Origin of the sequence: Collinsella sp. HCP28S3_G2 (assembly GCF_052065125.1) — a bacterium.
GTDB lineage: Bacteria > Actinomycetota > Coriobacteriia > Coriobacteriales > Coriobacteriaceae > Collinsella.
The window spans coordinates 77,142-101,981 of record NZ_JBQHUO010000001.1; the positions used below are offsets into that span (position 1 = coordinate 77,142).

Annotated in this window: 19 protein-coding genes; 13 read left to right on the forward strand and 6 right to left on the reverse strand. The window is 60.5% G+C overall.

Annotation, left to right across the window (positions count from 1 at the left end):
* Nucleotides 1–39: 39 nt before the first annotated feature.
* From xseB to ACTNB2_RS00410, 4 genes are all read left to right on the forward strand, one after another.
* Nucleotides 40–306: an exodeoxyribonuclease VII small subunit gene (gene xseB, locus ACTNB2_RS00395; protein ID WP_006234311.1), complete on the forward strand. Its 267-nt coding sequence runs from the start codon at nt 40–42 to the stop codon at nt 304–306.
* Between the two features lie 155 nt (nt 307–461).
* Entirely contained in the window at nt 462–797 is a 336-nt protein-coding gene (locus ACTNB2_RS00400) for a histidine triad nucleotide-binding protein (RefSeq protein ID WP_035137921.1), read from the forward strand.
* 147 nt (nt 798–944) lie between these two features.
* On the forward strand, nt 945–2,123 hold the full coding sequence (locus tag ACTNB2_RS00405) for an acetate/propionate family kinase (protein WP_006234305.1): 1,179 nt from the start codon (nt 945–947) through the stop codon (nt 2,121–2,123).
* A 163-nt stretch (nt 2,124–2,286) separates the two neighbouring features.
* Nucleotides 2,287–3,465 carry an acetate/propionate family kinase gene (locus ACTNB2_RS00410; protein ID WP_441040948.1) on the forward strand — a complete coding sequence of 393 codons (1,179 nt, stop codon included), beginning with the start codon at nt 2,287–2,289 and terminating at the stop codon, nt 3,463–3,465.
* A 553-nt stretch (nt 3,466–4,018) separates the two neighbouring features.
* Here the strand turns inward: ACTNB2_RS00410 and pta are convergent.
* Entirely contained in the window at nt 4,019–4,999 is a 981-nt protein-coding gene (gene pta, locus ACTNB2_RS00415) for a phosphate acetyltransferase (protein ID WP_427718446.1), read from the reverse strand.
* 231 nt (nt 5,000–5,230) lie between these two features.
* On the opposite strand from pta, the gene glf reads away from it, so the two are divergent.
* Together glf and ACTNB2_RS00425 are read left to right on the forward strand one after the other, a co-directional pair.
* A complete protein-coding gene (glf, locus tag ACTNB2_RS00420) occupies nt 5,231–6,433 on the forward strand; it encodes a UDP-galactopyranose mutase (protein WP_441040946.1) in 1,203 nt (400 codons plus the stop codon).
* Complete coding sequence (locus ACTNB2_RS00425; protein WP_441040945.1) at nt 6,426–7,457, forward strand: glycosyltransferase family 2 protein; 1,032 nt, start codon at nt 6,426–6,428, stop codon at nt 7,455–7,457. Before glf ends, ACTNB2_RS00425 begins: the two co-directional genes overlap by 8 nt.
* A 373-nt stretch (nt 7,458–7,830) precedes the next feature.
* On the opposite strand, the gene ACTNB2_RS00430 is transcribed toward ACTNB2_RS00425, so the two are convergent.
* From ACTNB2_RS00430 to ACTNB2_RS00440, 3 genes are all read right to left on the reverse strand, one after another.
* Entirely contained in the window at nt 7,831–8,832 is a 1,002-nt protein-coding gene (locus ACTNB2_RS00430) for a P1 family peptidase (RefSeq protein ID WP_441040943.1), read from the reverse strand.
* 100 nt (nt 8,833–8,932) lie between these two features.
* Nucleotides 8,933–9,514 (reverse strand): Maf family protein, encoded by a 582-nt coding sequence (locus tag ACTNB2_RS00435; protein ID WP_154517256.1) that lies wholly within the window; start codon nt 9,512–9,514, stop codon nt 8,933–8,935.
* The gene (locus ACTNB2_RS00440) at nt 9,511–10,053 is read right to left on the reverse strand and encodes a DJ-1 family glyoxalase III (RefSeq protein WP_427718432.1); all 543 of its coding nucleotides are present in this window, start codon (nt 10,051–10,053) and stop codon (nt 9,511–9,513) included. Before ACTNB2_RS00440 ends, ACTNB2_RS00435 begins: the two co-directional genes overlap by 4 nt.
* Before the next feature lie 580 nt (nt 10,054–10,633).
* On the opposite strand from ACTNB2_RS00440, the gene ACTNB2_RS00445 reads away from it, so the two are divergent.
* The 3 genes from ACTNB2_RS00445 to ACTNB2_RS00455 all read left to right on the forward strand — a co-directional run bounded on the left by ACTNB2_RS00445 (nt 10,634) and on the right by ACTNB2_RS00455 (nt 14,648).
* The gene (locus tag ACTNB2_RS00445) at nt 10,634–11,614 is read left to right on the forward strand and encodes an EamA/RhaT family transporter (protein WP_441044764.1); all 981 of its coding nucleotides are present in this window, start codon (nt 10,634–10,636) and stop codon (nt 11,612–11,614) included.
* Between the two features lie 123 nt (nt 11,615–11,737).
* On the forward strand, nt 11,738–13,168 hold the full coding sequence (locus ACTNB2_RS00450; RefSeq protein WP_441044763.1) for a 6-phospho-beta-glucosidase: 1,431 nt from the start codon (nt 11,738–11,740) through the stop codon (nt 13,166–13,168).
* A gap of 31 nt (nt 13,169–13,199) precedes the next feature.
* The gene (locus ACTNB2_RS00455; protein ID WP_441044762.1) at nt 13,200–14,648 is read left to right on the forward strand and encodes a PTS transporter subunit EIIC; all 1,449 of its coding nucleotides are present in this window, start codon (nt 13,200–13,202) and stop codon (nt 14,646–14,648) included.
* A 252-nt stretch (nt 14,649–14,900) separates the two neighbouring features.
* Here ACTNB2_RS00455 and rlmD read toward each other — a convergent pair whose 3' ends face one another.
* Together rlmD and ppk1 are read right to left on the reverse strand one after the other, a co-directional pair.
* A complete protein-coding gene (gene rlmD, locus ACTNB2_RS00460) occupies nt 14,901–16,229 on the reverse strand; it encodes a 23S rRNA (uracil(1939)-C(5))-methyltransferase RlmD (protein WP_441044761.1) in 1,329 nt (442 codons plus the stop codon).
* A gap of 86 nt (nt 16,230–16,315) precedes the next feature.
* The gene (gene ppk1, locus ACTNB2_RS00465) at nt 16,316–18,724 is read right to left on the reverse strand and encodes a polyphosphate kinase 1 (RefSeq protein ID WP_441044760.1); all 2,409 of its coding nucleotides are present in this window, start codon (nt 18,722–18,724) and stop codon (nt 16,316–16,318) included.
* A 548-nt stretch (nt 18,725–19,272) separates the two neighbouring features.
* On the opposite strand from ppk1, the gene arcA (ACTNB2_RS00470) reads away from it, so the two are divergent.
* The 4 genes from arcA (ACTNB2_RS00470) to argF all read left to right on the forward strand — a co-directional run bounded on the left by arcA (ACTNB2_RS00470) (nt 19,273) and on the right by argF (nt 24,822).
* Complete coding sequence (arcA, locus tag ACTNB2_RS00470) at nt 19,273–20,514, forward strand: arginine deiminase (RefSeq protein WP_427719164.1); 1,242 nt, start codon at nt 19,273–19,275, stop codon at nt 20,512–20,514.
* A gap of 262 nt (nt 20,515–20,776) precedes the next feature.
* Nucleotides 20,777–21,901: an aminotransferase gene (locus tag ACTNB2_RS00475; RefSeq protein WP_441044759.1), complete on the forward strand. Its 1,125-nt coding sequence runs from the start codon at nt 20,777–20,779 to the stop codon at nt 21,899–21,901.
* A 579-nt stretch (nt 21,902–22,480) separates the two neighbouring features.
* The gene (arcA, locus tag ACTNB2_RS00480; protein ID WP_427719164.1) at nt 22,481–23,722 is read left to right on the forward strand and encodes an arginine deiminase; all 1,242 of its coding nucleotides are present in this window, start codon (nt 22,481–22,483) and stop codon (nt 23,720–23,722) included.
* Nucleotides 23,723–23,826: 104 nt separating this feature from the next.
* Nucleotides 23,827–24,822, forward strand: a complete 996-nt coding sequence (argF, locus tag ACTNB2_RS00485; RefSeq protein ID WP_154515223.1) for an ornithine carbamoyltransferase — start codon at nt 23,827–23,829, stop codon at nt 24,820–24,822.
* The last annotated feature ends 18 nt before the right edge of the window (nt 24,823–24,840 follow it).

A 24,840-nucleotide genomic window follows, 5' to 3' on the forward strand; every position in this document is an offset into this window, starting at 1 on the left:
TCGTTTCACAGTGATAGACCCTTAGGAAAGGAAACAGATATGGCAGAGAAGACCCCGGTCGAGCAGCTTACGTACAAGCAGGCCTCGCAGGAGCTGGAGCTCATCATCCGCAGCCTGGAATCGGGCGACATGGAGCTCGAGGAGTCGCTCGAGAGCTATACCCGCGGCGTCGAGCTCCTCAAGAGCCTGCGTACCCGCTTGTCCGATGCCGAGCAGAAGGTCTCGGTGCTCCTGAAGGACGTCGACGGCAACGACGTGCTCGCCGACGGCGAAGCCGCCAACACCGACGACAACCTCTCGTTCTAACCACCTCGCAGCCTACTTTGGGGTAGTCTTTTTGGGACGGGGCTTTTTTGACTACTTTTTCGCAAGCGCAGGCACCTGGCGAGCCGTCGCGCAAGGGTAGTCAAAAAAGCCCCGTCCCAAAAAGACTACCTTGGTCTGTGAGAAAGGAACCAACCATGTGTGATTGCATCTTCTGCAAAATTGCCAATCATGAGATCCCCTCGACCGTCGTTTACGAGGACGATCAGGTCATCGCCTTCGACGACCTCAACCCCCAGGCGCCGGTCCACACCCTCGTGATTCCCAAGAAGCACTACAGCGACATCGCCGACAACGTACCTGCCGAGACCATGGGCGCCATGGCTCACGCCATCCAGGAGGTCGCTAAGGCCAAGGGCTTGGAGGACGGTTTCCGCGTCATCTCCAACAAGGGCGTCAACGCCGGTCAGACCGTCATGCACTTCCACATGCATGTCCTCGGCGGCAAGAACCTGGGCGAGAACCTCATCTGAGGGCGCTTCTTCCGTGGGATGAGGCGAAAGCTTAGGCACCGATAACTTATATATCAACGCAATAAACCCGAGCGCGAGGGCGTTTGGGTTTATTATTGAAGCGTATGTAACCTGGCGGCGCCACACCGCCTGTTAGTAGGGAGACACATGAACGTTCTGGTCGTCAACGCTGGATCTTCGACCCTTAAGTATCAGGTCATCGATACCAAGTCCCACAAGGTGTCCGCAAAGGGCTCCTGCGAGCGCGTCTGCTTTACCGGCGGTACCTTCACCCACGCTGCCAACGGTTCCAAGAAGGTGACCGAGAACATCGAGTTCCCCGACCACAAGGTCGCCATCGAGGTCGTCCTGAAGGACCTCGAGGCCAACGGCGTCAAGATCGAGGGCATCGGCCACCGTATCGTTCAGGGCGGTTGGTACTTCGGCGATTCCTCCCTCGTCGACGAGGACGTCCTCGCCAAGATCCGCGAGGTCGCTCCGCTCGCCCCGCTGCACAACAACCCCGAGGCCAACGTTATCGAGTACTGCCTCGAGCAGTATCCCGACCTGCCCAACGTCACGGTCTACGACACTGCTTTCCACTTCAATATGCCCGAGGTCGCCAAGACCTACGCCCTGCCCAAGGACGTCTGCGACAAGCTGCACATCCGTAAGTACGGCGCCCACGGCACCAGCTACCGCTACATCTCCAAGAAGGTTGCCGAGATGACCAACGGCGAGGCTCGCAAGGTCGTCGTGTGCCACATCGGTTCCGGCGCTTCCCTGTGCGCTATCGAGGACGGTAAGTGCATGGACACCACCATGGGCTTGACGCCGCTCGACGGTGTCATGATGGGCACCCGCTGCGGCTCCATCGACCCGGCTACCGTGTGCTACCTGCAGCGCGAGGGTGGCTACACCTTCGACGAGGTCGACGAGATGATGAACAAGAAGTCCGGCCTTTTGGCTGTGACCGGCGGCAAGACCAACGACTGCCGCAACGTTGAGGAGCTCGCCGCTGCCGGCGACCCCGAGGCCCAGCTCGCCTTCGATATGTTCGTCTACAAGATTGCCGCCAAGGCCGCCGAGATGGCCACTTCCATGTGCGGCATGGACACCCTGGTCTTTACCGCCGGCATCGGCGAGCACGCTCCGGCCGTTCGCGCCGGCGTGGCCGATCGTCTGGCCTTTATGGGCGTTAAGATGGATCACGCCCGCAACGCCCTGCGTGGCGACGGCGCCTGGTGCCTGTCCGCCAAGGATTCCAAGGTCAAGATCTTCGTCATCCCCACGGACGAGGAGTTCATGATCGCTTCCGACGTCGAGCGCATCGTCAACGGCAAGTAATTGCAAGAGGGGAGGGGCTGGACGACCGAGCGCCGTTCGGCCCCTCTTTTGCGCTCGTTGGGCGATATGCCTGATAGCTATTTATCAAGTTGTGATAACTCTTATTAACATACGGCCACCTTAAGGGGTCTGCGCCGACCATATCGCACTGCAAAGGAGTCTCATGAACGTACTTGTTGTCAACGCCGGTAGCTCAAGCCTTAAATATCAGCTTTTGGATACCGATACCCGCAAGGTTTTCGCCAAGGGCAACTGCGAGCGTATCGGATCGGACATGGGCATCTTTGGCCACTCCGAGAACGGTGGCGCCAAGCAGACCGAGGAGGTCCCTTTCCCCGATCATCGCTCTGCTATCGCTCGTGTGCTCGAGGAGCTTGAGAAGACCGACTTTACGATTGATGGCATTGGGCATCGTATCGTTCAGGGCGGCTGGCACTTCGATGATTCCGCGGTCGTCGACGACGAGGTTATGGCCAAGATTCTTGAGGTGGCACCGCTTGCTCCGCTGCACAACTACGGCGAGGCCGCGGCAATCGAATATTGCCGCGAGAAGTATCCGGAGCTGCCCAACGTGGCCGTCTTCGACACCTCGTTCCACATGACCATGCCCGAGGTCGCCTACACCTACGCGCTGCCCAAGGACGTGTGCGACAAGTACCACGTGCGCAAGTACGGCGCACACGGTACGAGCCACCGCTACGAGTGGATGATGGCCAAGGAGATCCTGGGCTCGCGCTGCCACCGTCTGCTTTCGTGCCATCTGGGCAACGGTGCTTCGCTCGCCGCCATCGAGGACGGCGTGTGCCGCGACACCACGATGGGCCTCACGCCGCTCGATGGCCTGATGATGGGCACCCGTTGTGGTTCCATTGACCCGGCCACCGTGTGCTACCTCCAGCGCGAGGGCGGCTACAGCTATCAGGAAGTCGATGACATGATGAACAAGCAGTCTGGTCTGCTTGCCATCTCGGGTATCTCCAACGACGCCCGCGACATCCGCACGCGCGCCTCCGAGGGCGATGAGCGCTGCCTGCTCGCCTTCGACATGTTCGCCTACAAGGCCATGCAGCAGGCCGGTTCCATGATCGCATCCATGGCGGGCGTGGACACCATCACCTTTACCGCCGGTATCGGCGAGAACGACTGGTCGATCCGCAAGGCCATCTGCGACTGCTTTGAGTGGCTGGGCGTACGCATCGACAACAACAAGAACCGCGAGGCCGTGGGCAACGGCCCGCAGGTCATCAGCGCCGCCGGTTCCGCCGTCACCGTCATGGTCATCCCCACCGATGAGGAATACATGATCGCCCACGACGTCGAGCGTCTGACCAAGAACAACTAACGCGCGCATTTGCATTTAAACGAAAGGCCTCCGAAGCAACAGCTCCGGAGGCCTTTTTTACTAGCAGAAGGACAGCGGAAACTCCATCCCGTTTCGAGCACAAATTCTGGGACACGCTTTCCGGTTGAGGCACGTTGCGGAAAGTGCGACCCACAATAAAGCAAAATTCCGTCCCACAGTTTCCCAAACAAGCCCCAAGCGGAAGCTGCATCCCACAATCCGCCTTCAAACCGGGACACACTTTCCGGCAGAATGGCCGCCGAGGCCCTATAAGCCTTTCAAATCCAAAGTGACCATATCCGCATCGTTTGCCCCCCAGCAACGGCACCCATCCATTCAGATTCTCAGCCCCTGCCCGTAGCCAAGCCGCCGTCCACTCCAGATGCCCTGATTGCTGCGTTGCGGTAGAAGGCCGTACGGGCTAACCCCTGAAAACAATCCGCAGACCAGAAACGCCCCCGTTCGTAGCTCCGAAGGAGCAGAACGGGGGCGTTTCATTGGTCGAGGACGTTTTCAGGGGTTAGCCCGTACGGCCTTCGGGCGAGTGCGTCCGCTACTCAGCCATCTGAGCCTGGACGGCGGTGATGGCTACGACACCCACGATGTCGTCGGCAGAGCAGCCGCGCGAAAGGTCGTTAACCGGCTTGGCGATGCCCTGCAGGATGGGGCCGTAGGCGTCGGCGCCGGCGAAGCGCTGGACCAGCTTGTAGCCGATGTTGCCGGCCTCGAGGTCGGGAAACACGAGCACGTTGGCCTTGCCGGCAACGGAGGAGCCGGGAGCCTTGAGCTGGGCGACGTTGGGGACGATGGCGGCGTCGAGCTGCAGGTCGCCATCGATGGCGAGCTCGGGGGCCTTCTCCTTGCAGAACTTCACGGCCTCCTGGACCTTCTTGGCGACTTCGCCGCCGGCGGAACCCATGGTGGAGTAGGAGAGCATGGCCACGTGCGGCTCAACGTTGCCCATGAAGGTGGACCAGGAGTGAGCGGAGGCGATGGCGATCTCGGAGAGCTCATCGGAGGACGGGTTGATGTTGAGGCCGCAGTCGGCGAAGATCAGCGTGCCGTCGGTGCCGAACTGCGGGGTGTCGGTGCACATCACAAAGAAGGCCGAGACCAGCTTGGTGCCCGGGGCGGTCTTGAGGATCTGCAGCGCGGGGCGCAGAGTGTCGGCGGTGGAGTGGCAGGCGCCGGAGACCAGGCCATCGGCATCGCCCATCTTGACCATCATGGTGCCAAAGTAGGTGGCGTCCATCACCTGGGCGCGAGCCTGCTCGATGGTGACGCCCTTCTTGGCGCGGAGCTCGGCAAACTTCTGCGCGTACTCCTCGTGCTTCTCGGCATTGCGCGGGTCGATGACGGTAGCGCCGGGAACGTTGATCTCGTCGGGGTTGCCCAAGATGACGATCTTTGCCAAGCCCTCCTCGATGATCTTGGTAGCTGCGATGATGGTGCGCGGATCTTCGCCCTCGGGCAGGACGATCGTCTTAAGGTCGGCCTTGGCAGCAGACTTCATACGGTTTAGGAAATCGCTCATGTTACTCCTTACAAGCGTTTCGCTAAGCTCCAGGCACCCGGCTGTCCACGAATAAACCCGCTGCTAGCGGGTTTACCTTTTAAATATGTACGCCGGGGTGCTTGAGCTTTCCTTGTGTGGCAAGCTCATTATAGGACGCATTAGCGCTATAATCGCTCTGATAAATATGTCTCGAAGAATGTTCGAGAAAAGCCCAGCTAACGAGCCCGTGGCTTTTGACAAGGAGTATCGATGCAGATTACCTCAGGCCTGCCTGAAGGCTTTAACGCCGGCGCATACGACATGATTGTCGTCGGTGCCGGGTATGCCGGTGCCGTTTGTGCCCGCCGTCTTGCCGAGACTATCGGCTATCGCGTTGCCGTTTTGGAGCGCCGTGGCCACATTGCGGGCAATGCTTACGATTGCTTTGATGAGGCCGGGATCCTGGTCCACGAGTATGGTCCGCACATTTACCATACCTTTAACGAGCGCGTCCACAATTTTCTGTCGCGCTTTACCAAGTGGACGGACTACCAGCACAAGGTGCTCGCCAACATCAACGGCACCCTTATGCCCGTGCCCTTTAACCACGCGAGCCTCAAGCTCGCCTTTGGCGATGAGCGCGGCGAGGAGCTGTATCAGAAGCTCGTGGAGACCTTTGGCAAGGACGTCAAGGTGCCCATCATGGAGCTGCGCAAGAAGAACGACCCGGATCTTGCCGAGGTCGCCGATTACGTCTACGAGAACGTCTTTTTGCATTACACCATGAAGCAGTGGGGCCAGACGCCCGACCAGATCGATCCCTCGATCACCGGCCGCGTTCCCGTCTTTGTGGGCGACGATGACCGCTATTTCCCGCAGGCCCCCTTCCAGGGCATGCCGCAGGACGGCTATACCGCGTTGTTCGAGCATATGCTCGACCACGATCTGATTGATGTGTTCTGCAACGTGGACGCCCGCGACCTCTTTGAGATTGACGAGACCACCGTCAAGATCGACGGCAAGGTCTATGGCGGCGAGATCGTCTACACCGGTCCGCTCGACGAGCTGTTCAACCTCGACTTGGGCGCTCTGCCGTACCGTACGCTCGACATGAAGTTCGAGACGCTCGATATGGACCAGTTCCAGCCCGTGGGCACCGTCAACTACACCACGAGCGAGGATTACACGCGTATCACCGAGTTCAAGAACATGACTGGTCAGGTCCTGCCCGGCAAGACCACCATCATGAAGGAGTATTCCAAGGCCTATACGCCCGGCTCGGGCGAGACGCCCTATTACGCCATTCTGGAGCCCGAGAACCGCGAGCTCTATGAGCGCTATCTTGAGCGCGTCCAGAACCTGACGAACTTCCACCCGGTGGGTCGCCTGGCCGAGTATCGTTACTACGATATGGATGCCGTGACCAACTCTGCCCTCGATCTTTCGGATGAGATTATCGCCTGCCATGCATAAAGTCATATCATTCGGTATTCCCTCGTATAACGCCGCCAAGGACATGGACCATTGCATCACCTCCATTCTGGAGGGGAGCAATTACGCCACCGATATCGAGATCATCATCGTCGATGACGGTTCCAAGGACGAGACGGCAGCTAAGGCCGATGAGTGGGAGGCGCGTTACCCCGGTATCATCCGCGCGGTGCATCAGGAGAACGGCGGTCACGGCATGGCCGTCCTCTCGGGCCTGCGCGAGGCGCAGGGCACCTACTACAAGGTCGTCGACTCGGACGACTGGCTCGACGGTGCGGCGCTTTCGACCATGCTTTCGATTCTGCGTGGCTTTGAGGAGCGCGACCAGCGCGTCGATCTGTTTATCTCGAACTATGTGTACGAGAAGGTTTATGAGGGTACGCATACCGCTATTGGTTACAAGTTTGCCCTGCCGCGCAAAAAGATCTTTACCTGGGACCAGATTGGCCATTTCCGCCCGGACCAGAATTTGCTCATGCACAGCCTGTGTTATCGCACGGATGTGCTGCGCGCGTCCAATCTGCCTATGCCGCCGCACACGTTCTATGTCGACAATATCTACGCCTATGTGCCGCTGCCGCGCTGCAAGACCATGTACTACGCCGACATCGACCTCTATCGTTACTTTATCGGTCGCGAGGGCCAGAGCGTCAACGAGGCCACGATGGTCAAACGTCTGGACCAGCAGTTTCGCGTGACGCGCATTATGATGGAGTCGTTCCATCTGTACAGCGATGTCGAGTCGTCGCGTCTGCGCGCGTACATGATGGGCTATTTCACCATGATGATGGCAATTTGTTCGGTGCTTACCAAGCTTTCCGATGAGGATTGCGCCGACGAGCGCCTGACGACATTGTGGAGTGATTTGAAGGCCTACGACGAGCGTATGTATCGTCGTGCACGCTACGGTGTGATCGGCTTCTTTACCAACCTGCACGGGCGGGCTGGAGACAAAACCACACTCGGCCTATACCGTCTTGCCTCAAAGATCTTCAAATTCAACTAGCTGTTGAGTAATCGCTGCTGATAGGTTGACTGGGCCCCTTGGCCTTTAGTTTGCTACTGCGAACAGTCCTGATCGCACGGAAAGCACATTAAGTGCTTTCCGGCTCGTGCGGAACTTGTATCAAACTAAAGGCCAAGGGGCCTTTGCTATAAGAATCGATTGTCAGGCTGCCTGAATTTGAAGATCTTGGACGCGCGGTACACAGGGGCCTGGGCTGAAAGAGATCTTATTGAGTAGGTTGCCCGGTTGGTCTTGGTTATGTTTGTCGCGAGTTCCGCACGAGCCGAAGAGCACTTAATGTGCTCTTCGTGCGAGCCAGGACTGTAGAGCAGCAAACATAACCAAGACCAACCGGGCAACCGGACGAGCTAGTTTACTTCGCAACGCCGGGGATGCCGTGGGATGTTTTGGCGGTTTTGGCTCCGTTTACGATGGCGGTTTCCAGGGCCCTTACGGCGAGCATGCCCAGCAGGTCTAGGGGAACGGCGGCGCTTGCCTGGCTGCCCAGCTTGCCGCTGGCAAGGGTGTAGATGGTGTCACCGTCGTTGGTGGTGTGTGTGGGGCGGATGGCGTGTGCATAGGCGTCTGCGGCCATCTGGGAGACCTTGGTGGCCTGTGCCTTAGTGAGCTCCACGTTGGTGACGATGCAGCTGATGGTGGTGTTGGTGCGGTCGAGTGGCATTTTCATAGAGCCGGCGGCGGCAAGGGCGGCGAGCTCCATGTCGACAATCTGGTCGCTATCGGCTGCGGCGCGCATGCCGGCCACCCACTCGCCGGTGGTCGGGTCGACCACGTTGCCACAGGCGTTGACCGAGACCACGGCGCCCACCTTGACGGTGCCGAGTGCCACGGCAGCAGCTCCCAGGCCAGCCTTCATGCAGGTGGCGGGCCCCATGAGCTTGCCTACGGTGGCGCCGGTGCCGGCACCTACATTGCCCTGCTCGAGTGTGGTGGGGGTATGGTCGAGCGCCTCGCGCACGGCGGCGATACCGGCCTCAATGTCGGGACGCACGGTGGGATCGCCAAAGGCGAGGTCGAAGATGCAGCTGGAACAAACGATGGGCACCTGCGTGGGGCCGACGGGCAGGCCGATGTCGCGGCTCTCGAGTTCGCGGGCCACGCCGCTTGCCGCTTCGAGACCAAAGGCCGAACCACCCGAAAGGCAGACGGCGTGGACCTTATCGACGGTGTTCTCGGGACGCAGCAGATCGGTCTCGCGCGAAGCGGGAGCGCCACCACGCACGTCAACGCCGCCGGTGGCACCCTCGGGCGCCACGATTACGGTGCAGCCGGTGCCGGCCTCCTCGTCTGTATAGTTGCCAAAGCAAAAGCCATCGACATCGCAAACGTCAATGGCTTCGAACAGTGTGTCCATGTTTTCTCCTATCGGTTTTCCGCCGGGCCTTATGCTCGGTCGGGATCCGTACGGTACGGCAAAATTGTAGGCGCCGGGGGATACCCAGCGCCAGATGCAATTACGAGAGTTTTTGAATCGCGCGTGCGACGCGAGCGATGGGTAAGCCCACCACGTTGTAGAAGTCGCCCGAAATGTCATGCACGAGCATGCGGCCGCCTGTGCCCTGGATACCGTAGGCTCCGGCCTTGTCCATGGGTTCGCCGGAGGCAACATAGTGCCCGATCTGCTCCTCGGTAAGCTCATAGAACGTCACGTCGGTCACATCGACAAACGACAGACTTTCGGCGGCATGCGGAGCTGCAGCGTCGCCGGCTTTAACGATGCAGACGCCGGTTGCCACCTGGTGCGTGCGGCCCGAAAGCTCGCGGAGCATGGTGCGTGCCTCGTCTTCGTCTGCCGGCTTGCCCAAAATTTGCCCGTCAAAGGTGACAATGGTATCGGCTGCGACAGTCAGTTCGTTGGGTTCGGCGTGCTCGGAGGCAACGGCAGCGGCTTTGGCGCGTGCCAAACGTTCGACAAGCGTAAGCGGAGCTTCGCCATCAAAAGGCGTTTCGTCGATATCTGCGGGAATTACGCGAACGTCATAGCCCGCCTCGCGCATCAGCTCTATGCGGCGCGGCGATTGCGAAGCCAAAATCATAGCTGGATGCCCTCGGCAACCTTCTCGACGGCCTTGTCGCCGGCGAGTGTGCGCAGCAGCTCCAAGGCAAAGGGAAGTGACTGTGCCATGCCGCTGGCAGTGATGATGTTGCCGTCTTGCGTGACCTTCTCGCCGGTATAAGCACCCTCGGGGAAGCTCTTCTCAAAGCCGGGGAAGCACGTGGCTCGGCGTCCCTCGAGCAGACCAAGCTCGCCCAGGATAAACGGGGCGGCGCAGATGGCGGCAACGTGCTTGGTTGCGGCGAACTCACAGACTACATCGCAGACACGCTGGTCGGCGCGCAAGTTGGTGGCTCCGGGCAGGCCGCCGGGCAGCACGATGCAGTCGTACTCCTCAAAGTTGATTTCGTCAAAGAGCGCATCGCAGGTCACGGGAATCTGCAGCGAGCTCACGACCTCGCGTGTGGGCATGATCGAGACGAGCGTGGCGCGCACGCCGCCGCGACGCATGACATCGACCATGGTCAGGCATTCAATAGTTTCAAAGCCATCGGCGGCGAGAACGGCAACGCTGGGCATGAGAGTTCCTTTCGTAAGGCGGATACAATTAGCCGTCTTATACCCCGAAGACCTATGCTTGCCACGCTCGATTTCCCAATGTTTAAAAAGGGACGGGGCTATTTTAGCTACCCTCACCCATCCTCAACAATCTCAATCTGTAACATCTAGACCCACTTTTGACCCCTAACTGTTACAGATCAAGACAAACGGAAACCGCCCCGACAAAACGTCTAAATCTGTAACATCTACGGACTAAAACCGGATCTTACTGTTACAGATCGAGACAGTCCCCAACGCACCGCCCCGTTCGGGGAACGACCGCCACAGGTACGGCGGGCAGAGACTCACTATTTTCCTCGGTTTTTCTTGACGGAATCTCACCTGTTGTAGTATTTTGTCTCAGTCTAAAAACGCGTGGACTTTTCTGGGCGCTAGCCACCTTTTTGCCACGCAACCGAGCAGTCGGTTGCGTGGCTTTTTTCGTCTTGGCAGCAGGTGCCACATGCACCGCCAGAAGACCGCACGAGCCCACCTTCCGACTGCAGGGAACAGACGCACGAGACGTGCATCTGCAAGACAGCAGATGGAAGGGAGCCTAATGGCAGGAACAAACACAATCAAGCAACAGGCCGCCGAGGCAGGAGCCACGGGCGCGGGACAGGCCAAGGCGGCGCTCCAGGTCTTTGCGGGCGGCGCCTGCTACGGCGCGATGGCCACGACCTACAAGCTCGCCTACGCCGCGGGCTTCACCTCGGCGCAGGTGGTGGCGAGCCAGGCGTGGTTCGGCTGCCTCTTCTTCGCTCTCGCCACACTCGCGGGCCACGCACTCGGGCACCGATGGCAGCGCGTGGGCTGGAAGCTCGCCCTTAAGCTCATGGGCCTGGGAGCCCTCACCTGCCTCACCTCAATCCTCTACTGCTACGCCATGAGCGTGCTGCCCGCCCCGGTGGCACTCACGCTCCTCTTCCAGTTCACGTGGCTGGGGCTCCTGTGGCAGACCGTCATGACGCGCCGACCGCCGAGGGCCCTCCAAGTGGTCTCCGCCTTGGTCATCGTCTTCGGAACGGTGTTCGCCAGCGGCGTTTACAAGACCGGCATCACCGGGTACGACCCCGTGGCCCTGCTCTGCGCGCTGGGGGCGGCCGTGTCCTGCTCCCTCTTTGTCACCCTCTCCGGCAAGGTCGAGGCCCCCTGCTCGTCCGAGCAGCGTGGCGTCATCGTATGCGCGGGCTCCGTGGTCATGTCGCTCACGGTGTGCCCGGACTACGTCGTCTCGGGCGTCCTCGCCCAGGGCATCCTGCCCTTTGCCGTCATCGCCGGCTTCTTTGGCATGCTCTGCCCGGTCCTGCTCTTCGGCATGGGCTCTCCGCACCTGCCCGCGGGCCTCTCCACTGTCATGGCCGCCGCGGAACTCCCTGCCGGCCTACTCATCGCCATGATCGTCCTCGGCGAGCCGCTCGGCGTCGTCGAGTGGCTGGGCGTCGCCATCATCCTCGCCGGCGTGTGCCTGGCGCAGGTCCCCTCCCTGCTTGGAGGCCGGGAGGCACGTCGCGCCGCCGCAGGACAAGCCGTCAGCTAGTCATCCCTTCACAGGCGGCCCGCGCGCATCAGGGAAAGGGCCACGGGCCCGGCGCGTGAGGTCGCAAGGACGTTATTAAAGCGTCCCCCGCAGAGGTGGGGACGCCAGAGAGAAGGAGGCACCATGCCATTTCCAAAAGGGTTCCTTTGGGGAGGAGCCACCGCCGCCAACCAATGCGAGGGAGGTTATGACGAGGGCGGCCGCGGCCTTGCCAATGTCGACGTCATCCCACACGGGCCGGAGCGCAACGACGTGAGTCGCGGCCTGAGGCGCATGCTCGACTTCGAGCCCGGGTACTACTACCCGGCCCAGACGGGCATCGACTTCTACCACCGCTACCGCGAGGACATAGCCCTCTTCGCGGAGATGGGCTTCAAGGTCTTTCGCCTCTCCATCGCCTGGAGCCGCATCTTTCCCAACGGCGACGAGGAGGAGCCCAACGAGGCCGGGCTCGCCTTCTACGAGGACGTGTTCCGCTGCTGCCGCGAGCACGGGATCGAGCCCCTCGTGACCATCACGCACTTCGACTGCCCCATCCACCTCGTCAAGAAGTACGGCGCCTGGCGAAACCGCACCCTCATCGAGCTCTACAAGCGGCTCGTGACGGTGCTCTTCAACCGCTACCGCGGCCTCGTGCGCTGGTGGATCACGTTCAACGAGATGAACATGATCTTGCACCGTCCCTTTATGGGTGCCGGCATCGTCCTCGAGCCCGGGGAGAACGCCCGCGAGGCCGAGTACCGCGCCGCGCACAACGAGCTCGTGGCCAGCGCCTGGGCCACCAAGATCGCCCACGAGGTCGACCCGGAGAACAAGGTGGGCTGCATGCTCGCCGCGGGAAGCTACTACCCCTACTCCTGCCGCCCCGAGGACGTCCGCGCGGCGCAGGTCAAGAACCAGGAGGACCTCTTCTTCGTGGACGTGCAGGCGCGCGGGCACTACCCCGGCTACGCGCTCAAGATGCTCGAGCGCGAGGGCATCGACGTGGGCATGACCGCCGAGGACGAGCGCATCCTTGCGGAGAACACCGTCGACTTCATCTCGTTTAGCTACTACTCCTCGCGCTGCACCGCGGGCGACCCCGATTCCGTGGGCGGCGTCGCCGAGGGCAACGCCTTCGCCGGCGTGGAGAACCCCTACGTGCGCACGAGCGACTGGGGCTGGGTCATCGACCCGCTGGGATTCCGCATCACGATCAACGACCTCTGGGACCGCTACCAAAAGCCGCTCTTTGTGGTGGAGAACGGCCTCGGCGCCTATGACGAGGTGCTTCCCGACGGCACGATCGAGGACGACTACCGTATCGCCTACCTGCGCGAGCACATCGAGGCCATGCGCGACGCCATCGAGCAGGACGGCGTCGAGATGCTCGGCTACACCACCTGGGGGCCGATCGACCTCGTGAGCGCGGGCTCCGGCGAGATGGAGAAGCGCTACGGCTTCATCTACGTGGACCGCGACAACCTGGGCAACGGCACGCTCGAGCGCAGGCGCAAGAAGAGCTTCTACTGGTACCGACAGGCCATCGCCACCAACGGAGGCGACCTGGGCTAGCCGCCCGGGCAATATCACTAAGGAGAAAATAATGGCTGAAAAATACGACGATCTGGCCAGATCCATACTCGAGAACGTAGGCGGCGCCGAGAACGTCGCCAGCGTCGCGCACTGCATCACGCGTGTGCGCTTCAAGCTCAAGGACGAGTCCCGCGCCAACACGGCCAAGATAGAGGCCCTCAAGGGCGTCATCCAGGTCATCCAGGCCAACGGCCAGTACCAGGTGGTCGTGGGTAACATCGTCGAGGACGTCTACGACGCGGTCCTGGAGGCCGGTAACTTCTCGGGCGGCGCAAGCGCCGACGACGAGCCCCAGGGCGATAAGACCGTTGCCTCCGTCATCATCGACCTCATCTCTGGCATCTTCCAGCCCATCCTGGGACCGCTTGCCGCCGCAGGCATCATGAAGGGACTGCTTGCCCTCATCACCTACTTCGTCCCGGCCTTTGCAAACGACGGCCTCTACACGCTGCTCTACACCGTGGCTGACGGCTTCTTCTACTTCCTTCCCGTCGCCCTGGCGTTCAGTGCCGCGCGCAAGTTCCGTATGAACGAGTTCACCGGCGTGGCAATCGGCGTGGCGCTCCTCTACCCGACGATGGTCGCCCTGACCTCGGGCGAGGCGCTCGGCAGCATCGACCTCGGCGTGGCCGGCACGTTCTCGTGGTACGCCACCGCCCTCGGGGTCCCCATCATCATGCCCGTGTCCGGCTACGTGAGCTCGGTGATTCCCGTCCTTCTCATGGTGTGGTTCGGCTCTATCATTGAGCGCTGGCTCAAGAGCTGGATGCCGGCTGCGCTCAAGATGTTCCTCGTCCCGCTCGCCACGATGACGGTCTCCATCGTCTTGGGCTACCTCGTCATCGGCCCGGTGGCCACCCTCATCACCAACCTGCTGAGCGCGGCGTTCTCGTTCATTTTCCAGCTTCCCGTGGTTGGTTCCGTCTTGGGCAGCGCCCTGGTCGGCGGACTGTGGATGTGCCTTGTCATCTTTGGCTTCCACTGGAGCCTCATCCCCATCTCCATCATGAACCTGAACACCCTCGGCCACGACAGCGTGCTCGCCGCCACCGTCGGCCACGGGTTCGCGCTCGGAGCGGTTATCTTTGCCATGTATCTCAGAAACAAGGACGAGCGCTTCCGCGGCATCGCCCTTCCCGCGATGATCTCCGCCTTCTTCTTCGGCGTCACCGAGCCGGGCATCTACGGCATCGCCCTCCCCAACAAGCGCGCGTTCGTCGTGGCATGCCTGAGCTCCGCCGTGGGCGGCGCCATCGTGGGAATGACGGGCGCCCTCATGTACATCTCGGGTGGCCTCGGTGTCTTCAACCTGCTCAACTTCATCGACGGGACCCCTGGTGGCGCCGGAATCTCCCACATGATCTTCGCGATCATCGCCTCGCTCGTCTCTGCCGTCCTGGCCTTTGTTATCGAGTTCATTACCTACCGGCCCAACGACGACGAGGAAGGCGCCCGCTAGCTTGGGCCCTTCTCGACCAGCTCTATGTAGTTGAGGGCAGTTGAGGTGGGTGAGGGCCGAGGACGGTTGAGGCGGCCGCCCTCGGCCCGGGACAACCTGCCAGAAGGCGTTTAGCTTTCTCGGGCGGCAGTTCAATGTCCAAGAAATGGGGGGCGGTTTAATTTCGGGACGGGGATTAAATAATCATTCGGAACAAATTTATTTTTATCCCCGTCCCAGAAAAATCATCGGGTGTGGTCTTGGGCAAACAGTCTAGTTGCGCTTGAGATGGACGACGGTTTCGCAGTGGAAGGTTTGCGGGAACAGGTCGACCGGCGTGATCTTGACGGGGGAGAAGGTACCTTCCTCGACAAAGCGCTTAAGATCGCGTGCCAGAGTCGCCGGATCGCAGCTCACGTAGGCCACGTCGCGGGCACTCGTGCTGGCGATGAGATCGATTGCCTCGGGTGCCAGACCTGCACGCGGCGGGTCGACCACCAGGACATCGGCATCCTGGTCGGGGAACTCGCGCACGGCATCGCCGCCGATGACATCGACGTTATCGAGCTTGTTGATCTCGAGGTTGCGGCGCAGGTCGCGCACGGCCGGGCCGTAGGCCTCGACGGCGGCAACAAAATCACAGCGGCGGGCGAGCGGTAGGGTAAAGGTGCCGGCGCCGCAGTACAGGTCCATGGCAAGCTCATCTTCTTGCGGGTCGAGCGCCTCCATGACAAGCTCGATCAAAATCTCGGCGCCCTTGGTGTTGACCTGGAAAAACGATGGGGCAGAAAGGCGCATCTGGCCGTCGGCGATGTTCTCGGTCCAGGAGCCCTCGCCGGCGAGCATCTCCACCTTGGAGACGCGGCGGGCCTTCTTCTCTCCCTTGCTCATGACGCGCACTACGCTCGTGGGGCGAGCGGCGTCTGCCAACACGCGCGAGACCTGCGAGCGCGGGAAGGAGCCCGTGGGCGTCCAAAGTGCGACCTCGAGTGCCTTGGTGCGACGCGAAGCGCGAATGCCCACGCGCTCCAGACCCAGATCGTGACTGCCGCTCAGATAGTTGAGCGCGCCGACGACCGATTTGAGCGCCTTGGGAAAACGCTTATCGAACAGCGGGCACGAATCTACGGTGACGATCTTGCTGGGATCGACGCCGTGCATGCCAAGGCGAACGCGGCCGTTAACGAGGGTGGGCTCCAGCTCAATCTTGTTGCGGTAGCCCCAGTCGTCCTTGGTGTGGCGGATGGGCTGGACAAGATCGTTGACCTGCTCGGGGGCGAACTTGCCAATGCGCTCGAGCGTGGAGCGCAGGTTTTGCTCTTTGGCGGCAAGCTGCGCGATGCGCGAGAGATTGCCCCACGAACAACCGCCGCAGACGCCCACGAAGGGGCAGGGGGGCTGAATGCGATCGGGGCCCGGCTCCAGAATCTCGGTCGTGCGGGCGCGCATAAACGACTTGCCGTCCTGCACGATCTCGGCCTCGACGGTGTCGCCTGCCACGGCGCCCTGCACAAAGACGGCCTTGCCGTTGTCGGCGTGCGCCAGTCCGTCGGTGCCGTAGGTCATCGATTCTATGGTGAGCTTCATGTTCCTGCCTGTCATTCGCGGTATTGTTCGCAACCATGGTAGCAGTGAAAAGCGCCCCGTATTTGGGGTATTCCTCAAATACGGGGCGCTTCTACAAACGTCTATTTCGTCTTGCCGGTAATGAGCGTCTTAAGGCCTAGGCCGATCAGGCCCAGTCCCATGCGCACGCGACCGGGGCGATGGCGCTCGATGGTCTTGGTCTTGCCAGCGGGCTTCTCGCGGCGGGCGCCCTTCTCGGACGCGGGGTTGGCCGTCTGCGGTTGGGGCCGAGGAGCAGGCTCGGACTCAGGCTCTATGACGGTTGCCTGAACCTTCTGGACCTCGGGTGCGGCCGGCTGCGGTTCGAGCTCAGGCTTGGATGCGAGCGTAGGTTCTGTCTTGGCGACGGCCTCGGCGTTGCGATAGGCATGCTCCAGCAGAGCTTCCTGCGAGTTGAAGGGCTTCTCGCCTTCTTTGCGCTCCACGGGAATCCAGGTGCCGTCACTCGTCAGACTGCGTGCCTTCACGTTGTCGCGCAGCTGCATGCCCATGTACTCGTGCACCTGGGCGCGGCAGGTGGGGTCGAGCACGGGGAAGGCGATCTCCACGCGGTGCTCGGTGTTGCGCGTCATCATGTCTGCCGAGCTCAGGTAGATCATATCCGAGTCCACGCCAAAGGCATAGACGCGCGCATGCTCCAAAAAGCGTCCGACGATGGAGCGCACGTGCACGTTCTCGGTCTTGCCCGGAACACCGGGCTTGAGGCACGAGATGCCGCGGATGATCATGTCCACGCGCACACCGGCACACGATGCCTCGGCGATCTTGTCGATGACCTCGCGGTCGGTAAGCGAGTTGAGCTTAAAGAACACGCGGGCGGGCTCGCCGACAAGGGCACGCTGAATCTCGCGGTCCAGGCCGCGCATGATGAGCGGCTTGAGGCCCACGGGCGCCACGCCCAGGAAGCGGTAGTCGCCGCGCAGGTTGCCCAGCGACAGGTTGCGGAAGAACAGGTTGGCGTCCTCGCCGATGCCGGGATGCGCGGTCATGAGCATAAAGTCGCTGTAGAGCTTGGCCGTCTTCTCGTTAAAGTTGCCGGTACCCAAAAGCGTCAGACGGGTAAGCGCCATGCCCTCGCGATAGGTGAGCTGGCAGATCTTGGAATGGCATTTAAAGCCCTCGGAGCCGTAGATAACGGTGCAGCCGGCCTCTTCCAGCCGCTCGGCCCATTCGATGTTGTTTTGCTCGTCAAAGCGGGCGCGGAGCTCCATGAGCACTGTAACCTCTTTGCCGTTTTCGGCAGCATCGATGAGCGACTCGCACAGGCGGCTTTGTTTGGCCACGCGGTAGAGCGTGATGCGAAGCGAGATGCACTCGGGGTCGTAGGCTGCTTCGTGCACCAGGTCCAAGAACGGGTTCATGGTCTCGTAAGGGTAAAAGAGCAGCTTGTCGTGCTGCAGCACCTGGTCGCGGATGGAGCGGGTCATATCGATGGTGGGGTTGGGCTGCGGCCTAAACGGCGTAAAGAGCAACTCGTTTCGTAGATGCTCGGGTATTTTGCCCTCAATGCTAAAGACATAGCCCAGGTTGAGCGGGATATCGCAGGTAAAAACCGAGCGGCGCGAAAGCTCGAGCGCTTTGCGGATGGTCTTGAGCGTTGGCTTTTCGAGCGAGCCCGATACGGCGAGCACCACCGGCTGCAGGCGCAGGCGCTTCTTGAGGATGCGCTTCATGTGCTGGCGGTAATCCTCTTCCTCCTCGACGCCTTCGCCGTCCGGATCGATGTCGGCGTTGCGGGTGACGCGGATGAGCGCGCGGTCGAGCGGCTTATAGGAGCCGAAGCAGCTGTCCAGGCAGGCGAGGATGACGTCCTCGAGCAGAATGTAGGAGTAGGTGCCGGTGGGCGAGGGGATTTCGACCACGCGGTTCATCGAGGCGGGAATCTCGATAAGGCCCAGCAGGCTCTCCTCGTCGGTGATGCCGTCCAGGCCACAAGCCAGATAGAGCGCGCCGTTGCGCAGGTTGGGGAAGGGATGGCGCGGATCGATGACCAGCGGCGAGATGACCGGTGATACGTAGGCCTGGAAGTAGCGGGTTACAAAGGTATGTTCCTCGGGCGTAAGCGAATCGATGCGGGCGCGGTGAACGCCCAAAGCGTCGAGCTTGTCCTCGATGCTCTTAAAGATCGACTCCCAGCGGGTAAGGAGCCCGGGCAGCTCTGCCATGACAGCATCGACCTGTTCGGAGGCGGTCATATTGCTCTTGTTGTCGACGGGCTGTTTTTTGAGCTCCGCCAGATCGGACAAGCCGCCCACGCGCACCATGAGAAACTCGTCGAGGTTTGACTCGAAGATCGAGACGAACTTAAGGCGCTCGAACAGTGGCACAGACTCATCGAAGGCTTCGTCGAGTACGCGGTTATCAAAGCGCAGCCAGCTAAGCTCTCGATTTTGCGTATACGAGAAATCGCGCGGTTTCTTGCGCAGCTTGGCGGCGTTCTGCTTCTTTTCGATTTTGCTCGGCATATGCATCTGTCCGTTCAGTCCCCAAAGGGACGGTAGCCTAACACTGTTTGCTATTGTCTCAATTTAGTCGACCTATGGCGCGGACGTATCGCGCGAACGGTATCTTTACCTACTTATTACGCTGACGATCCGAAGCACTAACGTCCGGTGCTTTGAACAAGCGATCTATATCCTCACTCAACTGGTGAGAATGTATGAATAAGAATGATAGCAAGCTGAATATAATCGAATTTAGGTCGAATCGAGGACAAGCGTCATTTATATGCAGAAAACCGTTTTCGCTATGCAATTTTGAATCATGGATAACTTTGAGTGTTCAATCTTGATTTCCTAGAAAAATAACGTTTACCTAGGAAAATCTGCTTTACGAAACTGAAGTGCATCATGGGAAATCATATGCGATATACCGTTCATCGTACTTTGTTGACCGTTCGGGGGCGAGGTGGAATTGCGGGTGGAAATTGGATATAACTAGAGCTGTCAGCAAGCAGCGCTCCATACGGAGGGGCGCTGATACATTCGGCCAGTAAGGCCCGAAAGAAAGGTAGGAGGCCATGACGAAAGGTCTGCACGTGCCTTCCGAGATCGGCAAGCTCAGGAAGGTCTGCCTGCACCGTCCCGGCGACGAGCTCCTCAACCTGCCGCCCGACGAGCTCGAGCGGCTCCTGTTCGACGACGTCCCGTTCCTGGAGGTCGCGCAGCAGGAGCACGACACCTTCGCCCAGATCCTGAGGGACCAGGGCGTCGAGGTGCTCTACCTCGAGAACCTCGTCGCCGAGGTGTTCGACCAGGTCCCCGGCGCCCGCGACGAGTTCACCGACCAGTACATCGCCGAGGCCGGCATCCGCGGGAAGCACATGCCGCAGATCGTCCGCGAGAAGCTGGACTCCATCGAGGACAACCTCGAGTTCGTCAAGAAGACCATGGCCGGCATGACCAAGGCCGAGATCGAGATGCCCCTCACGGCCTCCACGACCCTCGACTCCCTGGTCAACTCCGAGTCCGAGTCCGACCTGATCATCGACCCGATGCCCAACCTCTACTTCACCCGCGACCCGTTCGCGGTCGTCGGCGAGGGCGTCAACCTCAACCGCATGTACTCGGTCACCCGCAACCGCGAGACCCTGTACGGCAAGTACGTCTTCAAGTACCACCCCGACTACAAGGACGTCTCCCTGTACTTCCGCCGCGACTGCCAGTTCCACACCGAGGGCGGCGACGTGCTGAACATCAACGAGAAGACCCTCGCCGTCGGCATCTCCCAGCGCACCCAGGCCGCCGCTATCGACGTCATGGCCCAGAACATCTTCTGGAACTCCGACTCCAAGGTCGAGCGCATCCTGGCCTTCGACATCCCGGTCTCGCGCGCCTTCATGCACCTCGACACGGTCTTCACCCAGATCGACGTCGATAAGTTCACGATCCACCCCGCCATCATGGGCACCCTGCGCGTCTACGAGCTGACCGCCGGCAAGAACCCGGGCGACGTGAACATCCGCCTGATCGAGGACACCCTCGAGCACGTCCTGGAGGACGCCACCGGCGTCGACCAGGTCAAGCTGATCCCCTGCGGCGGCGGCGACCCGATCGCGGCCTCCCGCGAGCAGTGGAACGACGGCTCCAACACCCTGTGCGTCGAGCCCGGCAAGATCTGCGTCTACGCCCGCAACACCGTCACCAACGACGTGCTGTACAAGGAGGGCCTGGACCTTCTCGTCGTGCCCTCCGCCGAGCTCTCCCGCGGCCGTGGCGGCCCGCGCTGCATGAGCATGCCCTTCTGGCGCGAGGACCTCTAAGGTTTTCAAAGACCCGTACAGGTCTTAAAACAAACATCTAGCTGCCATTAGATGTCTCCCATTGGGGCGGTGCGGATCTTTCGCACCGCCCCATTCTTGTTTAATGAAGCTTAATTAACATCAGATAAGGCGGCCCATATGACTAGGGGCAGTCACGTTGATACCCCCCAACGGTGTCGGCTTCTTTGCCTTTTGGGCATCATCTCCATTCCCATGACCTTCGCCGGCATCATCCCCGTGTTCTAGCGATTGGAGCCTAGCCATGGATATCAAGACAATCGGCGTTGAGGAATGGCTCAACGTTTGGGAGAAGAGCGCCACGTGGGATATCGCCCAGTCGACGATCTCGTCGCTTACCATGGGTGAGCTGCGCGCGCTCGACGAGCAGGACGGCGCTACCTTCTACGAGCGCCTGGATCGCGAGAAGATGAACTACGGCTGGATCGAGGGTTCACCGGAGTTTAAGGCTGAAGTCGCCAAGCTCTATCGTCGCGAGGTCAATCCCGATCACATTCTGCAGACCAACGGCTGCACGGGTGCCAACCTCAACGCCATCATGGCCGTGGTCGAGCCCGGCGATCATGTCATCGCCGAGTGGCCTACCTATGCGCCGCTCTACGAGATCCCGCGTACACTGGGCGCCGAGGTCGAGTATTGGGAGCTTCGCGAGGAGCTTGGCTGGAAACCCGATATCGAGGAACTCAAGCGCCTGGTTCGCCCCAACACGAAACTCATCTGCATCAATAACGCATCGAACCCCATTGGTACGGTGCTTGATGCCGATACGCTCGGTCAGATTGCCGAGATTGCCCGTTCAGTGGGCGCCTACGTGCTGTGTGACGAGGTATATCTGCCGCTCGAGAACACCGAGTCCTTTATGTCGATGGCCGACGTGTATGAGAAGGCCATTGTCACCAACTCGGTATCTAAGACCTATTCGACGCCTGCAGCCCGCGTGGGTTGGGTCGTGACCGACGAAGAGGTGTCCAATCGCATCCGTACCTATCGCGATTACACTATGATCTGCGGCGGCGTGTTCAACGATGCCCTGGCGACCTATGTGCTTGAGCACAAGGACAAGATTCTCGAGCGCAACCGCAAGATCGTGTCTGGCAATCGCGATATCGCGCAGGCTTGGATCGATACGCAACATCGCGTTTCCTGGACGGCCCCGCAGGGCGTGTCTACCTCGTTTATCCAGCTTGATATTCCCGAGGACGACGAGGAGTTCTGCAAGCGTCTGTTGTCCGAGAGGGGAGTGCTGCTGGTGCCCGGCAGCCGTTTTGAGCTTCCCTGCGGCGCACGCCTGGGCTACTGCGCGAGCGAAAATGTTCTTCGCAAGGGCTTGAGGCTTCTGGGCGATGCACTGGCCGAGTTCGATCGCTAATCCCTTGAGGCCCTCGAAGGCCTAAACCTTACTTGGCCCTAGGTGTACCGAATGCAGACCCGCCCCTTTTGGGGAGCGGGTCTGCATGTCTTTGCCGCCGGAAAAGTCAAGTTGTTACAAATGGAGACGCAAGATCGATCGGGTATTCGACGGGCCTTATACTAAGCTTCCGGTGAACGGTATCCAACGTCTGGTAAACGGTAATCTGTTTGCTAAAAATGAATAGGACAAACTTTTTTATGAATAAAAATCAAAATGGTTGAGACACAGCAAGAATTGCGAATTCTATTCATATCGTTGCACGAAATATGCAATCTGAGGGTGGTTTAATAAAGTTTAGTTCCATTTGATTTTTGGATTGAAAACGCGTTTAAGCACGTAAATACACTTTATTAAGATGAAGTGTGCCATGCGTGAAGTATATGTGTATGCCGTTCACCCCCTATAAAAAACCGTTCGGGGGCAAGGTGGAAGTATGGGTTGATTTTGGATATAAATATGTCGTCAGCAATAACGCCTCACACGGAGGGGCGCTAACGAATCGGCCCTGACAAGGGCCCGAAAGAAAGGTAGGAGGCCATGACGAAAGGTCTGCACGTGCCTTCCGAGATCGGCAAGCTCAGGAAGGTCTGCCTACACCGTCCCGGCGACGAGCTCCTCAACCTGCCGCCCGACGAGCTCGAGCGGCTCCTGTTCGACGACGTCCCGTTCCTGGAGGTCGCGCAGCAGGAGCACGACACCTTCGCCCAGATCCTGAGGGACCAGGGCGTCGAGGTGCTCTACCTCGAGAACCTCGTCGCCGAGGTGTTCGACCAGGTCCCCGGCGCCCGCGACGAGTTCACCGACCAGTACATCGCCGAGGCCGGCATCCGCGGGAAGCACATGCCGCAGATCGTCCGCGAGAAGCTGGACTCCATCGAGGACAACCTCGAGTTCGTCAAGAAGACCATGGCCGGCATGACCAAGGCCGAGATCGAGATGCCCCTCACGGCCTCCACGACCCTCGACTCCCTGGTCAACTCCGAGTCCGAGTCCGACCTGATCATCGACCCGATGCCCAACCTCTACTTCACCCGCGACCCGTTCGCGGTCGTCGGCGAGGGCGTCAACCTCAACCGCATGTACTCGGTCACCCGCAACCGCGAGACCCTGTACGGCAAGTACGTCTTCAAGTACCACCCCGACTACAAGGACGTCTCCCTGTACTTCCGCCGCGACTGCCAGTTCCACACCGAGGGCGGCGACGTGCTGAACATCAACGAGAAGACCCTCGCCGTCGGCATCTCCCAGCGCACCCAGGCCGCCGCTATCGACGTCATGGCCCAGAACATCTTCTGGAACTCCGACTCCAAGGTCGAGCGCATCCTGGCCTTCGACATCCCGGTCTCGCGCGCCTTCATGCACCTCGACACGGTCTTCACCCAGATCGACGTCGATAAGTTCACGATCCACCCCGCCATCATGGGCACCCTGCGCGTCTACGAGCTGACCGCCGGCAAGAACCCGGGCGACGTGAACATCCGCCTGATCGAGGACACCCTCGAGCACGTCCTGGAGGACGCCACCGGCGTCGACCAGGTCAAGCTGATCCCCTGCGGCGGCGGCGACCCGATCGCGGCCTCCCGCGAGCAGTGGAACGACGGCTCCAACACCCTGTGCGTCGAGCCCGGCAAGATCTGCGTCTACGCCCGCAACACCGTCACCAACGACGTGCTGTACAAGGAGGGCCTGGACCTTCTCGTCGTGCCCTCCGCCGAGCTCTCCCGCGGCCGTGGCGGCCCGCGCTGCATGAGCATGCCCTTCTGGCGCGAGGACCTCTAAGTCTTTCCGTTTCCGGTGCGGTCCCCCTACAACCGCACCGGTTTTGCCCGTCAAACGGGCAACACGAATACTTGCGTAATTCATTTTTCGAAAGGAAACGAACCATGGGTGTTAACCTCTCCGGCCGTAGCTTCCTCAAGCTCCTCGACCTCACCACCGAGGAGATCGAGTACCTGCTCAAGCTCTCCAAGAACTTCAAGGACATGAAGCGCGCTGGCGTTCCGCATCGCTATCTCGAGGGCAAGAACATCGTTCTGCTCTTCCAGAAGACCTCCACTCGTACCCGCTGCGCCTTCGAGGTCGGCGGCATGGATCTGGGCATGGGCGTCACCTACCTCGATCCGGGTTCGTCGCAGATGGGCAAGAAGGAGTCCATCGAGGACACCGCCCGCGTTCTCGGCCGCATGTATGACGGCATCGAGTTCCGTGGTTTTGCCCAGGACGACGTCGAGGAGCTCGCCGCTAAGTCCGGCGTGCCCGTGTGGAACGGCCTGACCACTGAGTGGCATCCCACCCAGATGCTCGCCGACATCCTGACCGTCCAGGAGAACTTCAACTACGACATCAAGGGCAAGACCCTCGTCTTCATGGGCGACTGCAAGAACAACGTTGCTCGCTCCCTCATGGTTGTCTGCTCCAAGCTCGGCATGAATTTCGTGGCCTGTGGCCCCGAGGAGTGCATGCCCGCTGACGACGTCATCGAGGCCTGCAAGCCTATCGCCGAGGCTAACGACTGCACCATCAAGCTGACCACCGACGTCAAGGACGGCGTCACCGGTGCCGACGTTATCTACACCGACGTGTGGGTCTCCATGGGCGAGCCTGACGAGGTTTGGGCCGAGCGCATCGCTCAGCTCACCCCGTATCGTGTCACCTCCGAGGTCATGGCTATGGCCAACCCGGGTGCCATCTTCCTGCACTGCCTGCCCAGCTTCCACGACACCAACACCACGATTGGCGCCGAGAAGTGCGAGCAGTTCGGCATTACCGAGCAGGAGGTCACCGACGAGGTCTTCGAGAGCCCCGCTTCCAAGGTTTTCGACGAGGCCGAGAACCGCATGCACACCATCAAGGCTGTCATGTACGCAACGCTCAAGTAAGAGCCTTTAAGCATTTCG